Origin of the sequence: Rhizobium sp. BK399, from assembly GCF_014194695.1 — a bacterium.
GTDB lineage: Bacteria > Pseudomonadota > Alphaproteobacteria > Rhizobiales > Rhizobiaceae > Rhizobium.
In genome coordinates, this window is the sequence record NZ_JACIAH010000012.1 from 147,625 (window position 1) to 162,405 (window position 14,781).

Consider the following 14,781-nt stretch of genomic DNA (forward strand, 5'->3'; position numbering starts at 1 on the left):
GGCTGATACCCCGCGCCATTCCCCTTTTCAGTCGTCGTCAGGTTGGCCGGCAGACAAGGGGAGATGTTATCCATGTGATTGCTCCGTGACAGTGCTTCAACGGGGCTGCGCTCGATCCATGTATTACGGAGGGAAGACATATTCTTGGTACATGTGATCAATACGATGCCTCGTCTCACGGCCTTGGGCGTGCGAGGAACCTGACATGAGCGCCTCCTTCGTCGTCAATGGCCGCTTCCTCACCCACAACGTGACCGGTGTACAACGCTATGCGCGCAATGTTGTGAGTGCGATGGATGGTTTCGACCGCGCTCGTCAATCCATCGTCCTGGCGCCGGCGGCGACCAAAAACCCAGGGTATTCTAACCTTGGATTCATCGCAAAAGGAGCATTGACGGGGCATGGATGGGAGCAGGTCGACCTGCCCATTCAGCTTGGAGGCCGTCGGCTTCTCAATCTCTGCAACACGGCGCCAGCAATCAAGAGTGATCAGATCGTCTGCATTCACGACTCCAATATCTTCGCCGCGCCTGCAAGCTATAGTCGGGGATTTCGTGTGGTCTATCACAACCTTCAGCCCATCCTTGCGCGCCGTTCTGCGCGAATTGCAACAGTATCCCATGCAGCCGCCAGGCAGATCGCCAGGCATCTGCCTGTTTCTCTCAATTCGATAGCTGTCCTGCCAAACGGCCACGAGCATGCGCTGAGTTGGGATCCCGGGCGCGCGACCTTAGCACCGGATTTACTCACGTCGCGCAACCACCGGCCTTATGTCCTGGTGCTTGGATCGAGAGCCCGTCACAAGAATGTCTCCCTGCTGATGGACATTGCCTCAGCCCTCGATCAAATGGGCGTCGATATCATCATTGCCGGTGGCGGCGATGGTATCTTCACGCAGGAAGCGCTGCAGGGAAGGGACAACGTGCAGCTGTGCGGCCGGGTATCGGACGACGACCTCGCCTATCTCCTTGATCGCGCGCTTTGCCTTGCCTTCCCGTCTTTGACCGAGGGGTTTGGCCTGCCGATCGTCGAGGCGATGGCCCGGGGCTGCCCGGTGATCTCGTCAAATTGCGCCAGCATGCCGGAGGTCTGCGGTGACGCAGCACTTCTTGCATCGCCTTTCGATCCAATCCAATGGATTGAGCATGTCAGATCGCTTCTGCAGTCGAAGGATCTCCGCGACGAACTCAAAGGGCGTGGCTTGGACAATGTCCGACGCTTTTCCTGGAAGCGGAGCGCCGAGGGATATCTGGATCTCCTTGAAAAACCCTCCGCAAGCCTTGCAACCCATCAGCCGCAGCCGAGCCCGACACCGCGTATCGCTGCTGTTTTTGCAACCCGCGGCAGGCCCGACGTTGTGTCCGCAACAGTCAGACACCTACTTGCTACGCAAACCCTGCAGCCAAGCTCCCTCATCATTTCATGCGTCGATGCGGCAGATGCAGGCAGCCTTGCCTTCCTGCCTGATGTCACGATCGTAACAGGTCCACCTGGTCTTTCGGCCCAGCGAAACACAGCCCTCGCACACCTTGATCAAGACACGGAAATCGTCGCGTTCTTCGATGACGATTTCGTTGCAGATCGAGATTGGCTTGCCGCTGCGGCCCGTGTCTTTCGAGATGAGAGTCAGGTCGTGAGCTTTACCGGTCATGTCGTCGCCGACGGCATCAAGGGACCTGGAATCCCGTTCGACGACGCTGTTCGTCTCGTTGAAACTGCAACCGTTCCAACCGGTGAATGGACCGAGCCTTATAGCCCCTATGGCTGCAACATGGCATTCCGTGTGGCAGCAATCGGAAATGTGCGGTTTGATGAACGTCTGGTGCTTTATGGTTGGCTGGAAGACCGCGATTTTGCAGCCGAGCTTGCGCGACGCGGTGGACGGCTGATCAAATGGTCCGGCGCATATGGTGTCCATATGGGTGTCAAGAGCGGGCGGGTCAGTGGCGAGCGCCTCGGATACTCGCAGGTTATCAACCCTCTTTACATGCGAGCGAAGGGGACGATGAGCCTGATCAAGGTCGCTGATCATGTCTTCCGCAATACGGCAAGCAACTTTGGTCGCGCGCTCTTTCCCGAGCCGTTCATCGACCGCAAGGGCCGCGCGAAGGGAAACCTGCTTGCACTTGCGGACGTTCTGCGCGGGCGGTTGGAACCCGAAAGAGCAGCGGAAATCGGAAGGCCAAATATAACCCCCAAGCCCGGTTGGAGGCAGGAGACACGATGATGTTCAACAGACCAAGGCCCCTTGATGCCAGCTCCCGATTGTGGCGCCTGGATGAGCCCCAGTCTGACAGCTCGGCTGATGGCCCCCTTGTTCTCATCAGGTCGGTTATCGCACTCGCCTACCGCCATAAGGTCAGCCTGATCGCCTGCACCATCCTGGGTCTTGCCTTGGCGGCCATATACGCGCGCTCGCTCCCGCCAACATACACCTCGACGGCAACCCTGCTCCTGGAACCGCGCCAATCCACGGTTTCCGGACAGGAATCGATCCAGCAGGGGTTCGACCTCAACCGCGCCGACAGCGAGTTGCAGACGATCCGCTCCGAACGGTTGCTTTCCTCCGTGTTTGAAAGTCTGGGTCTGAAAGACAGCCCGGAACTCGGGGCAAATCAGCCTGGTCCTATCGAACGCCTCATTACGATCTTGGGTCCAAGCGACGCCTCATCGCAAACGGGCCTGGGGAAGGGGGCGCGCGAAGCGGTCAGCGGCGACCCCACTCTCGTAGACGAGGCCGAAAGAGCAGCCTTCCTGAATTTTGCAAAACGTCTCAATGCCCGTCGTGTGGGACAATCATTCGTTATCGAAGTGGAGTATGCGTCCTCCGACCCCGCTCTGCCGTCACGGGTCGCAAACGGGGTGGTTTCCGGTTATATCTTCCAGGCGATCGCGTTCAAGGAGCAGATGGCCCGCGCCGGCACCGAGGCGCTGCAGAGCCGCCTGGATAGTCTTTCCGCGCAAATGGAGGCCGCCCGTTCCGCGATGCACGAGGGATCTCTCCCTTCGATCCCCACACCTGACGCCGATGCCCGCGTCATCGGCGCCGCGCTTCCGCCTCTGGCGCCATCTGCGCCTCGTAAAACCCTGATCACTGCGCTCGGCGGCGTCCTTGGCCTGCTTGGAGGATTTGGCCTTGTCGCTGTCCGGATGGCACTCGACAGACGTGTTCGCGATGCGCGCGAACTTGCCCGCGACAGTGGACTTGCCTGCCTTGGCTCCATCCCGGTTGCCCCGGATTCCAACGGGGTTCCCTGGAACGTTGGCACGCGCGACGTGGGCTTCGTCAGCGCCATTCATGACTTGCGGACTTCGGTGGAGATTGCCTGTACCAGTCTGCGCAATGACAACAGTATCGCGATCGCGGTCGTTTCCTGGGCACCGGGTGCCGGCGTTACAATGATTTCGTCAAGTCTCGCACAGCTGATGAGCAGAAGCGGCCGCTATGTAACGCTGTTTCAGAATCCATCCGATACCAATATAACGGCCCAGACAGAGGTGTATACCTCCGCGACCGCTTCCCTTGCGGATGCTGCGTTCGCAGGGCTTCCCCTCGAACACATTTCGTTTCACCAGGTCGACGGTGTGGCCGTTCTGCCGATCCACTCGCGCGATACCAACGCGAACCTGTTTACCGACTTCCGCAATCCACGGGTTCAGCGGATCCTTGAGGCGACACGGCAAAAAGGGGACGTCATCCTCGACCTCCCGCCGCTTCAGGGCTCGATGGATGCGATGGCGCTCGCCGCCTATGCCGATGCTGTCATTATCGTCGCAAAGTGTGGAGAGACAACGATCGAAGAGGTCGTCGAGGCAATTCAACTCCTGCGTCGGTCCGGCGCCAATGTCGTCGGGACCGTCCTGAACAAGGGACGGCGATGACCGAAGAAGCCGGCATATCGCCTGGGCCGGCCAAGCTTCGTCTCGCCGTGATCATCGCGTGCTGGAACTATGCAGAGTATGTGGATGAGGCGATTAGAAGCGTCCTTGATCAGACGCATTGTGATTGCGAACTGATTGTCGTCGACGACGGTTCGACGGATGGATCGTGGGATGTCATTCAGCGCCACCCGGTAAGGGCTTACAAGATCGACAATTGTGGTCAGCGCGCCGCCTGCTCCTTCGGGGTGAGCAAGACGAGCGCACAGTTTGTGCTCTTCCTGGATGCTGATGACACCTTGGCCCCTGGCTCGCTTGAAACCATCCTGAGAGAACTGGATGACAATGTTGCAAAGCTTCAATTTCCGCTCGTTCGCACCGACCGAAACGGCCTTGTAATTGGTGATCCTGTTCCGAACCTGGCCTCGTTCCGCGATAACGGGGAACTCGCGAGGCTCGTGCTCAAGAACGGGACCTACGCCAGCCCCCCGACATCAGGGAATGTCTTTCGCCGTGATCTCTGTGAGTTCCTCAAGGAGGCGACCTATGATCGTGCGGTTGATGGCATCCTGCTGTTTGCCGCGCCCTTCTTCGGGGACATCGTCAGTCTGTCCACGCCGCTTGGTCGCTACCGGGTTCACGACCGAAACGATTCCGGTCTCGGGCGTCCGCTTGATGCGCAAATCCTGCGGCGGGAGATCGCCCGCTTTGCCGATAGAATGGGGCATCTGCGACGCATCCTTGACCGGATTGGCAGAGCAGAAGAACTCGTTCAAGTTGGCGAGACCCAGTACTTTCTCGAACGCTCGATCTATCTCGCGATCGCTGAGGGTCACCGCGTTCCAGTGACGCTGTTGTGGCACCTGATCGGCAAAATTTGGGCGACCGGCAATTCGTTCAAAACCAGATCCGCGATGGTCGCGTTTCTTCTTTTCACAGCCATTCTTCCGAACCGCAACGCACGTCGTGGGCTGTCCTATCGGCTCGATGCCGGTGACCGGTCGATGACCGGGTTGTTGCGGGCGCTGTTTTGAACATCTGTCCCGTCAGGCGCGATCGATAAGCTCCAGACGTCCACGTCCGGCAATCAGACGCATTCCAAGCAAAAGCAATGTGACACCGTAGGCTGCAGCTCCCGTTGCGATGACGAGAGCCAGCTCGACAACGTGATTCAACTGCTGCCCAGCCAATTCGTCTCGCAACAGCCAGACCGCTGTCGCCATGACGGCGGCAGCGAAGCCCACTTTCCAAAGATTGTACAGTTGCTCTCCAATGCCGAGGCCAAGCAGCTTCCGGACCTCGTTAAGGTAGAAGCCAAACATCAGGAAAGAAAGCGCGACACGGGCAAAACTGACGCCCGTGACCGAGCCCAGATAGAAACCGAGCGAAAGCAGCACCAGGCGCAACAGGAGATCGGTCGTGTTCAAGCGAAAAATGATATTGGGGCGATCAAGGGCCAGGCTCACGGAATAGAGGGTCTGGAAATATGGAATTGGTGCGACGGAAAGCGCAAGAATGCTCAGTAGTGGCGCAGCTTCCTTCCACTTCTGCCCAAGTAGCAGATCGGTCGCGAGATCGGACGTGAGCGAAATCCCGATGCAGGCAGGTATCGAGATCAGCATCGCAAAGCGTGCCGCCTTCAGAAACGCGATCTTTACACGGTTACGATCCGAGCTGATCTGCGAGAAGGCGGCCATGACCGGCTGAAGAGCTGGGCCAATGATGCTTTGCGTCGGAATGACCGCGACATCGTTGGCAACCGCGTAGCGACCGAGTGTTGCACGGTCTGCAAGTCCGCCGACCAGGAAGCGATCGAATTGCCAGTTCAACGCCGACACAAGCTGCGCCGAACTGAACCAACCGATAAAGCTTGCAAAATCACGCAGTCGCGACAGCGATAGCGCTGGGCGATAGGGGGCAAGGACATAGGAAGCGATGGACGACACGATAGAGGCTATCACGGAATTGACCGCGATCGCCCAGTAGCCTCCACCCGAGAGCACGACAACTGTTGCCGCGATGCTGGCAGTCAGTTTACCGGACAGTTCCAGAATGAAGGTCTGTCTGAAGCCGAGCTGGCGCGCAAACTTTACCATGGCCGGGCTAGCAAAGCCTCTTGCGACCGGTCCAAGCGCCATGACCGCCACAACAGGCAAAAGCTGGGTCTCATGATTGAACAGTGCAAATGGATAGGCGGCCGCGAAAATGATCACGGCAATAACGCTGCTTCTGATGATCCCAAGCGTAAAGCCGGTGTCGAGATGGCTCTTGTCAATTGACGGCAGCCGAACGAGCGCTTGAGTTACGGGGACCTCGAGCACCGTATCCACGATCATGACAAGCGACGTCGCGAGCGCCGCCAGACCGAAATCCGATGGCGACAGAATTCTCGCGAGAACCAGAAGTGTGAAGAAGTCGATGATGCGTCCAACAAAGCGGGAAAAGACCAGCCAACTTGCCCCTTGAACAGCTTTGAACGCAAGCATCAGAAACTCCAACCTGTCGAAGCTGCAACTACAGCAATTGCTTGGTGACCAAGGCTCGCCAATCCTGTGCGTTCTATTTCGTCAGAGACGATCGACGCCACAGGCAATCCTCTCATCGCTGGAAGCGCGCCGATACGCCGCGCAGGATGTGAGCCAACTCGATCACCGGAAGAAGTGCAGACTTGAGGCGAGGAAAATCTCGCGCAATCGCAGCTTCGCGCCAAAGATGAGACTTCACCGATCTCAATTGCTGGGCGATACTTGCCTTGTCGGTCCGGTTGAGAATGTTGATCGTATCCGGGCGGCCAAAATCTACCGACCGCAGCCCCACTCCCAGTGCGAGAACATCGAGTTCTGAAGGGTTGGTTATCGCTTGTTTCAATCGCACCCACGCAGCCGGTATGTCCCGCATCACCTGCGCTCCGTCGTCCAGGTCATCGATGTAATCCAGGACGCCTCCAAGAAGGGGATTGCCGGCCGACGCATCGATTTTGCCGTAGGCAATATTCCCGCAGTTTCCCTCTACAATGCCGTCACTTCCAAGGCTGAGCATCCGGACCGACGGCACAGATGGCTCGAACAATCGCTCGATGATATGCCAGTATCGAAGGATGACCGTTTCCACCTTGAATGGGTTGTAGAGGTTGTCCTCAACGATGAGACCTGAAAGCTTTGAAAAATGGTCTTCGCTCAGTCCCTTGTAATTGCAGCGGGCAAACTGGATCGTCTCGAACCGTCTTTCCGGCATTCCGGCAGCCAACAATCTCTGCGTACTACCGTAGAGTCCGGTATCACACAGGATAACCCTGTCCCTCACATCTGACATCGTGTCGAGGTGACGCCTGAAGAAGGAATTCTGTTCGATGACGTCAGCGAGAACCGGGCGCCCTGCGGGACTGTCAAGCGTATCGAAGAACCTAGATGAGGAAAAAGGCGCATCCCAGGCAGGAGGAAACGTATATTTCCCGCCCCCCAGAAAGGTTGCGACTTCAGCAAAACTGTTGCCCGCGAACTCCCTGGCAAGCTCATCCAGGACCGCTGGACTGCGAGATTCCAGCGCTATTCGTGCCGCGACCAATCTCGAAACCAGAATATTGTCGCGTCGGAGTGAAAGCGGCAGGCCAAGGCGCGTGACCAGGTGCTCGAAGGCCTGGCGTATCCCGACGCCGCCACGCGCGCAAAATGCAAGTGTTCCGCTTTGTGCTTCTGCCTGTCGTGCATACATCCAGATGTTTAAACAGAACTGAGCAACAATTGGGCCAAAAACTTCCCGGCCAAAGGCCGTTTGATCCTCGAGAATGGAAATGCGGGATCGACCGCTTCGTCGCAACCGGCGTTGAACGCTCCTCATCACTTCCGAACGCGCCCCATCGGCCTTTGTCGCCAAGCGCCTCAGCCGGCCCTTGGGAACATGAACCGTCTGTATGCCCATTCTGTGGGGCACTGTATGGTCGGCCAGTTCATCGTCACCAATGTGAAGCAGGCGCGATGACGAAACCTTTTCCGAGGCAAGGACAGCGGAAAACAGTGAGCCGGAGCGTTTGCTTGCGAGTAGTTCGGCACTTGAATAGATCGCGTCGACCAGGCCCGGCCCATGAAAATAATTGATCAACTCCGACAACCGGTCGGCTCCAAGTGCCGTATCGGAAACAGCCACGATGCGAATGCCAGCCTGCCGATGCTGGCGAAGAGCCATGGCCAGCGGCCCATTGGCATATAGCGAATTCTTTTCAATCGCGATTTCGATATCGATACGCTTGTCGCGGAGCCTTGCTGGCAGACCAAGCATTGCCAGTTGCCGCTCCACGATATCGGTCAGCCTGACTTCCCCAACGCCACCGCCGACATTAAGTGCCCGATAAGCAAGCTTTTCCGCCATCAAGCGGGCCTGCAACAACTCCTCGACATTACCGCGCAGCCCCTGTTCCCGCAGAAGGCGCGCAAAACGCTGCTCCCCTTCCATCATCCGGGATTTTTGGGATCTGGGCTGGCGTAGCAGCAACGTATCGAACACGTCGGTCGAGATCACCCCGACAGCATCGAGCGGGCTCTGTAGAACGTCGAGGTTACGCCGCAACACTGATTACCCCTGCCGATACATGAAAGAGATCCCACATCTCAAAGACGAGGTTGCGGGTGGTATTGCTGCACCTGCGAGAAGATGCTTGCTAGCATGTAATAACATCGTTCGCCTATTATCAAGTCAAAAAAAATCGCCAGTTCTTGCAATGATAAGTGTCGTTGAAGAAGACAGGTTCCACTATGAAATGTTTTAATGTATTTGATTGTTTCTGTTGACTGTGTTCTATAGAACAAGAATTGTTGCATTGCAGCACTCATGCGGCGACGGGGTGGAGAATGGATGACACAAGCCTGCAGGTCGTGCCTCTTTCCAAATTCCCGCATTTCGACGCAGTGGTGCTGGGCGCCGGCATATCGGGCCTTGTTGCTGCTTCCATCTTGTCGGAACAAGGTCAGCGCACCCTTGTCGTCGACGATTACAGCCATGTGGGCGGCAACCATATGGATTGGACGTCGCCGGAAGGCTACACGTTCGACGTTGGCAGCCTGATCTTTCAGGACGATTCGCCATTGCTGCGGCACTTTCCGGAGCTTCTGCCCCGTTATGTTCCGATCAATCCGACCTGGGGGCGATTGAACCCGCAAGGTCGGATCACGGTCTATCCTATTTCTGTCCGGGACGACATTCTCGCTGCTGGACCTTTAGGGCTGTCGCGTATCGCCTTTTCTCTGATCTATGCGAGGCTTTTCCGCAGAAACATGCGCAATGCACGAGACTTTGCGCGCTACTGGATCGGGGCCTATCTGCTTCAGCGGTCCGGCCTTGAAACCTATATGAAGCGCTTCTACGGGATTGAGCCTGAAAAGATTGATCTCGATCTCGCCCGCAAAAGAATGGGATGGATCAGTGAACACGCATCAATCAAGGGCTTGCTGAGGAAATTTACGCTCATCCGGCGGCAAGCAGCGGCGGGACCGGTAAATCGTCAAATGGCACGTCCTCGGGAAGGGTTCGCAAGCCTTTATGACGTAGCCGTTCAACGTCTGAAGGTCGCCGGCGTGTCGTTCCGACTGTCCGCTGGGCTCAGGAAATTGTCAAAGCTCAATGATGGTTTCGAAGTGTCACTCGCGGATGGCCCAGTATTTACCAAGCGGGTGATTTCAACGATTCCAATTCCCGCTGCCGAACGCCTTTGCGACCTTCCGTCACATTCAGCCTTGAATACGATTACACTCATAACCCTCTACTTCAGCTTTCGCGGTACACGTGGGTTTCCACAGTCGATTATTTACAATTTCTCGCATGAGGGTTTCTGGAAGCGGCTGACAGTTTATTCCGATTTCTACGGGTCTCAAAATGACCGGGAATATTTTGCGGTCGAAGTAATCGCCAGCCAAGTCCTGACCGTTGACCAGGCCGAGGCCGATTTTCGCAATCACACGCGTGCCAACGCTCTGTTTACTGGAGAGCTCAAACTCGAGGGAAGTCAGATCCTCGAAAACGCCTATCCTATCTACAGCCAAGGCGCCGCACAGCATGCAACGCAGGCAATCGCCAAGCTGCGACAATTCGGCATCGAATCGATCGGTCGTCAGGGTGCCTTCAACTATCAACCGACGGCGCGGGTATCGACAATCGAAGTGGAGGCTGCGCTCGGCAGCGGTTAACTGCACGCTTGGAACAGAACACCGCTCGTCACGCGGGGCAAGTGAGAAGACGAAAGGTTTATTATGCGTATCCTGCATGTTCTCAACCACACCCAGCGCCTGAACGGACACGTCCATGCCGCCGTCGACCTGGCATGCGCACAGGTAGGGCAGGGCCACGACGTTTGCGTTGCGAGTGGGGGAGGTGACTTCGACGGATTGCTGAAACGTAAAGGCGTCCATACAGTTCTTGTCGATCACAAGCGCAGTTTTCCAAACCTCGCCAAGGCACTTGTCCACCTTCGCAGTCATGTGCGCAGCTTCCGTGCCGACGTCGTTCATGCCCACATGATGACGAGCGCAGTCCTTGCATTTCCGGTCTGCAGGATGAGCGGTATCCCTCTCATTACCACCGTTCACAACGAATTTGAAAAAAGCGCAACTTTGATGGGTCTTGGAACGCGGGTCATTGCCGTCAGCGACGTCGTCGGCGCGTCAATGCAGAGACGGGGTGTTCCGTCGTCGCGGCTTTGCGTCGTACTGAATGGCACGATCGGCTCCGCCCGCTCCGACGGTCGCTCCGAAGAACCGGCTCCGCTCGTCTCACCCAGCATCCTATTCGTTGGTGGCCTCCATCCCCGGAAAGGGTTGCCAGATCTTATGGAAGCCCTTGAGATTGTCCATCGCTCCAATCCAAACGTACATCTGTACATTGTGGGAGACGGCCCGCATCGCGATGCCTATAAGAACATGGCCTCGCAGCTTGCATGCGCCAAAGCCATTACGTTTGTCGGCCCGACCACCGATCCCTACCCATACATGCTGGGCGCCGATATCTTCGTCTTGCCATCGCACGCAGACCCCGCACCGCTTGTCCTGTCCGAAGCGCGAGAGGCACACTGCGCGGTCATCGGAACGCAGGTCGATGGAATACCTCAATTGCTCGAACATGGCGATGCAGGGATCCTGGTACCGCCGCACGATCCGTCGGCGCTGGCAGAAGCCCTGATTCAAATCGTTGAGACCCCAGGGAAGATTGAAGAATGGAAAGCTCGCAGTCAATTGCGCATTGACCACCTCACCATTGATCGGGTCGCACGAGAAACGATGCAAGTATATGTCAGCGCCCTGGCATCGCGATCGACGGCTGACGCAGGAAAAGTGAAGCATTCCAATCTGGCATAGAAGCAAAATGTTCCGCGACCGATCCTCAGCTCTCGCATTGCGCGTATCGAATTGTACGATTTAACGGTGGAACATTTCAATTGAGAGTGTATATTGCGACGCAACAAGATGCGTTGCATACGGAGCGATCTGATGCCACCGAACATTCCTCTCATCAGCATAATAATTACTTGTTTTAATTATGAATTGTACATAAGGGAATGCATCGAGAGTGCAATGCAGCAGGATTATCCAAATCTTGAGATCATTGTCGTTGATGACGGCTCGAGCGACCGCTCCTGGGACATCATCCAGGAGTACCGCGACCATGTAACGTGCGTGCGTCAGAAAAACCGTGGTGCGCTACGCAGTTCGCTCACCGGATTTAGCCTTTCCAACGGCGATTTTGTCCATTTTCTCGATGCCGACGATCTCCTCGAATTCGGAGCCCTCCAGCAGGTCGCACCTTACCTGCAGCCTGACGTATCGAAGGTGCAATTCATGCTAAGCCCAATCGACAAGGAGGGGAAGGTTATTGGAGATCCATTCCCAAAACTCGCACATTCCAAGGAATCTGGACCGCTCATTCATTCGATAAACCAGCGAGGCTATTACAATACTCCGCCAACCTCCGGGAATATTTATCGCCGTGATATCTATGAAAATCTGGGCGATCTGAGCTACGAAAGAGCGATCGACGGCGTACCCTACTTGTTGGCGCCTTTCGTCGGAAAGGTGGTATCTCTGGATCTACCGCTCGGAAAATACCGAATTCACAACGCCAATCTGTCATCCTTTTCGACGCTGACCAGCGAACGACTGAATGGCTATATGGACCGTTTTCTGGCTCGGCTCCGCCATCTATCGCAACTCATCGACGAGCGCGGCCTCAAGGGGAAGATACGCCTCCGCCAAGACTATGCCTATGTCAGGGAGATGATGATCCTCAGCACCGTTGCTTCCGGCAAGAGGCCGTCTTTTCCTCTTCTGACGTCCTATGTATCGGCCGTCCGTCGAGAGCATGGTTCAATCTTGAGAACATGCATATCTCTTGTTTTCGCACTCGGCCTGTTTGTACTTCCAGACGTCGGAAGACGGCAGCTCGCCTCGTTTCGATTGGATCCGTCGCGGTTATGGCGATTAAGGTCGCGGCTCAAGAACGCAGTCTCCGTAGGAACTTGACGATGACACATCGATACTTTGGCCGATTGATGTGCAGGGGGAGTGCCGATGGGATCTCCCATGCAGGAAGGCACAGCTCAAATCTAAACGCCGTGGCATAGGACAGTAGTCATTGCATTCAGCCGATCTCCCGCGCGAACGAGGCTGAAAGGTTGGAATTCAATTCAGGTGCGTGCAAAGGAAGCCTGTTGTGAACCACAGAATATCCGTCGTTTTGGCAACGTACAACGGGGAACGCTATCTTTCGCAGCAACTGGAGAGCCTGACGGCACAGACGGTGAGGCCGTTCGAAATCATCATAAGTGACGACGATTCCACTGATTCGACACCCGAACTGCTTGCAGCATTCGAAAAATCGGCGCCATTTCCCATCCTACGCTGGAAGAACACACCCGGCCTGGGGTTTCGGGAGAACTTCCTTCGTGCAGCATCGAAGGCGTCGGGTGACTGGATTGCCTTTTGCGACCAGGATGACATTTGGCGCCGGGACAAACTTGAGGTGTGTCAGAGACTTTTCGAAGATGGTGTCACCCAGGTTGTCCACCAGGCTGAACTCATCGACAATGCTGGGACGAAGATTGGCCTCTTCAGTCAGGGCATAGAGACAACCCGCATCAGGCCACCGCTCTTTTACGACGTGTGGGACACCTTTCTGGGTTTCTCGATGATCGTCCGGCGCGACGTGCTGGATATCCTTCCGTCAAGCAGACGATTTGTTGACTATATCGAACCAAACCATCTCATTGCCCATGATCGATGGGGATTCTTTCTCGCACAGACTCTTGGAAAAACAGCGGAGATTGCCGAGCCACTGGTTTATTACAGGCAGCATTCCTCCAATCTGTTTGGCAAGAGCGGTCGCAAGCAGGTCGACGGCGATATTCGATTGAAGAACAAGGGTTACATCGATGCGACACGAGGGATGTTGGCCTGCGTCGAGGGAATGCCCGCTACTGCAGAAACTCGCTTTCCCGGCTTCCGGCGGCAGGCTGCGCTGAAGGTTTACGCGTCCGCATTAAGGCAGGTCGAGGCCCGCGGAAATATCTACGAGCTGGCCGGCCACCTGGCTTTTGCCGAATTCATGCGCCTCGTCTCGTCGGGCTGTTATCGAGGTGCACAGGACGGCAGATTGAGGTGGCGTTCGCTCGCGCGCGATCTGGCGTTTTGCTTTGGGATGTGGAACGAACGTTGCTGACGTATCCGGCCAGTAGTAATGGCGGTAGAGGAGGGGCTTTGCGCATGGCGAGTAGTCAGAGGTCGGCTTCCCACTACGTAGCACTCGATGGCGTGCGAGGTATCGCGGCAATATCAGTGCTGCTCTTTCACCTCGAACGGTGGCTCAATGTCCCGGGGCTTGCCGCGAACGGAAATCTCGCGGTCGACATGTTTTTCACCTTGAGCGGGTTTGTTCTTGCAGTTGCCTATTCCGAGAGGGTTCATAAGATGAACCTCTGGGACTTCTTCGTCATGCGTGCGGTCAGGCTCATGCCTTTGATCATGCTCGCAACCATCATAAGCTGTTCGTACGTTCTGCTAAGGGCCGTCTGGCAAACCAACGATATTGTCCTTTCGACGGTGGCCATCGCCCTCTTCACCGGTGCCCTCAACATTCCCTACTTCCATGCCCCTTTCAACATCGGCGGCCCCCAGTTGTTTCCGCTCAACGGCCCACAATTTTCTCTATTCCTGGAGGTCGTGGCCAATGTCGCGTGGTGGGCTGTCCGCTTCGGTCCACAGATCGCCATCGCAGTCCTTACCTTCGTCGTATCGGCCATCTGCGTGATCGTCTTCGGTATCGGAGGCGATACCACAGAGACGTTTTGGCTCGGGTTTGCGCATGTTGGTTCGTCATTCGCGCTTGGGGTGCTGATCTTTCATCTCGACCGGATGATCACACGCAGGCGGACGCGGCTGGTCGGAAGTCTATTCTGGTGCCTGACCGCACTCATGCTGCTGGTGTTCTACGTGCCCGTGGAAGCCACGTTTACATTGAAGCTGTTCTGGAAATTCGTTCTTGCACCTGCGTTGGTGTGGGCCGGGGCGTATGTAACGTTGAATAAAACGCAGGAAGGGGTCGCAAGGTACCTTGGCGATTTATCCTATCCCATCTACGCCTTGCACTATCCGCTCTTTTGTTGGGTCAACGGCACTCTGCAAGCCGCCACAGGCGTTAAGGAGCCGATTGTTGAGGTGCCGCTCGTCGTGGTGACGGTGATCATTGCCAGCGATGTGGCCTTGCGGCTTTTCGACAGGCCGGTACGTCTTTTTCTATCGCGGCATATTTTTGCAAGATCAGGCGTTCACGCGGCCACCCCGGGTTAATCACATACGCGCGATTGCGAGTACCACGATGAGAATATAGCCGAGCAGTGATGTTGCGAACATGGCGACGAGCAAAGAA

At 56.3% G+C, this 14,781-nt stretch carries 10 protein-coding genes; 8 read left to right on the forward strand and 2 right to left on the reverse strand.

Going from position 1 to position 14,781, the window contains the following annotated elements; genetic code table 11:
* Positions 1-205 precede the first annotated feature (205 nt).
* Genes FHT97_RS22445 through FHT97_RS22455 form a run of 3 tightly spaced genes read left to right on the forward strand, consistent with a single transcriptional unit; the run spans position 206 to position 4,913 of the window.
* Positions 206-2,227 carry a glycosyltransferase gene (locus FHT97_RS22445; protein WP_183864295.1) on the forward strand — a complete coding sequence of 674 codons (2,022 nt, stop codon included), beginning with the start codon at positions 206-208 and terminating at the stop codon, positions 2,225-2,227.
* Positions 2,227-3,882 (forward strand): Wzz/FepE/Etk N-terminal domain-containing protein, encoded by a 1,656-nt coding sequence (locus tag FHT97_RS22450; RefSeq protein ID WP_183864322.1) that lies wholly within the window; start codon positions 2,227-2,229, stop codon positions 3,880-3,882. Before FHT97_RS22445 ends, FHT97_RS22450 begins: the two co-directional genes overlap by 1 nt.
* The gene (locus FHT97_RS22455; RefSeq protein ID WP_183864296.1) at positions 3,879-4,913 is read left to right on the forward strand and encodes a glycosyltransferase; all 1,035 of its coding nucleotides are present in this window, start codon (positions 3,879-3,881) and stop codon (positions 4,911-4,913) included. The genes FHT97_RS22450 and FHT97_RS22455 overlap by 4 nt, the downstream gene beginning before the upstream one ends.
* A gap of 12 nt (positions 4,914-4,925) precedes the next feature.
* On the opposite strand, the gene FHT97_RS22460 is transcribed toward FHT97_RS22455, so the two are convergent.
* Positions 4,926-6,365: a lipopolysaccharide biosynthesis protein gene (locus FHT97_RS22460; protein WP_183864297.1), complete on the reverse strand. Its 1,440-nt coding sequence runs from the start codon at positions 6,363-6,365 to the stop codon at positions 4,926-4,928.
* 112 nt (positions 6,366-6,477) lie between these two features.
* Entirely contained in the window at positions 6,478-8,445 is a 1,968-nt protein-coding gene (locus tag FHT97_RS22465; protein ID WP_183864298.1) for a hydrolase, read from the reverse strand.
* 278 nt (positions 8,446-8,723) lie between these two features.
* Between FHT97_RS22465 and FHT97_RS22470 the strand changes: the two genes are divergently transcribed.
* The 5 genes from FHT97_RS22470 to FHT97_RS22490 all read left to right on the forward strand — a co-directional run bounded on the left by FHT97_RS22470 (position 8,724) and on the right by FHT97_RS22490 (position 14,702).
* Entirely contained in the window at positions 8,724-10,055 is a 1,332-nt protein-coding gene (locus FHT97_RS22470) for an FAD-dependent oxidoreductase (protein WP_183864299.1), read from the forward strand.
* 63 nt (positions 10,056-10,118) lie between these two features.
* Positions 10,119-11,219 (forward strand): glycosyltransferase family 4 protein, encoded by a 1,101-nt coding sequence (locus FHT97_RS22475; RefSeq protein ID WP_183864300.1) that lies wholly within the window; start codon positions 10,119-10,121, stop codon positions 11,217-11,219.
* Positions 11,220-11,351: 132 nt separating this feature from the next.
* The gene (locus tag FHT97_RS22480; RefSeq protein WP_183864301.1) at positions 11,352-12,380 is read left to right on the forward strand and encodes a glycosyltransferase; all 1,029 of its coding nucleotides are present in this window, start codon (positions 11,352-11,354) and stop codon (positions 12,378-12,380) included.
* A 190-nt stretch (positions 12,381-12,570) separates the two neighbouring features.
* Positions 12,571-13,575 carry a glycosyltransferase gene (locus tag FHT97_RS22485; protein ID WP_183864302.1) on the forward strand — a complete coding sequence of 335 codons (1,005 nt, stop codon included), beginning with the start codon at positions 12,571-12,573 and terminating at the stop codon, positions 13,573-13,575.
* 44 nt (positions 13,576-13,619) lie between these two features.
* Positions 13,620-14,702, forward strand: coding sequence for an acyltransferase (locus FHT97_RS22490; RefSeq protein WP_183864323.1), 1,083 nt, complete (start codon positions 13,620-13,622; stop codon positions 14,700-14,702).
* The last annotated feature ends 79 nt before the right edge of the window (positions 14,703-14,781 follow it).

Bases quoted from the DNA above. Each gene is read 5' to 3' on its own strand.
- FHT97_RS22445 (WP_183864295.1), top strand. From the start codon at position 206: ATGAGCGCCTCCTTCGTCGTCAATGGCCGCTTCCTCACCCACAACGTG.
- FHT97_RS22450 (WP_183864322.1), top strand. From the start codon at position 2,227: ATGTTCAACAGACCAAGGCCCCTTGATGCCAGCTCCCGATTGTGGCGC.
- FHT97_RS22455 (WP_183864296.1), top strand. From the start codon at position 3,879: ATGACCGAAGAAGCCGGCATATCGCCTGGGCCGGCCAAGCTTCGTCTC.
- FHT97_RS22460 (WP_183864297.1), bottom strand. From the start codon at position 6,365: ATGCTTGCGTTCAAAGCTGTTCAAGGGGCAAGTTGGCTGGTCTTTTCC.
- FHT97_RS22470 (WP_183864299.1), top strand. From the start codon at position 8,724: ATGGATGACACAAGCCTGCAGGTCGTGCCTCTTTCCAAATTCCCGCAT.
- FHT97_RS22475 (WP_183864300.1), top strand. From the start codon at position 10,119: ATGCGTATCCTGCATGTTCTCAACCACACCCAGCGCCTGAACGGACAC.
- FHT97_RS22480 (WP_183864301.1), top strand. From the start codon at position 11,352: ATGCCACCGAACATTCCTCTCATCAGCATAATAATTACTTGTTTTAAT.
- FHT97_RS22490 (WP_183864323.1), top strand. From the start codon at position 13,620: ATGGCGAGTAGTCAGAGGTCGGCTTCCCACTACGTAGCACTCGATGGC.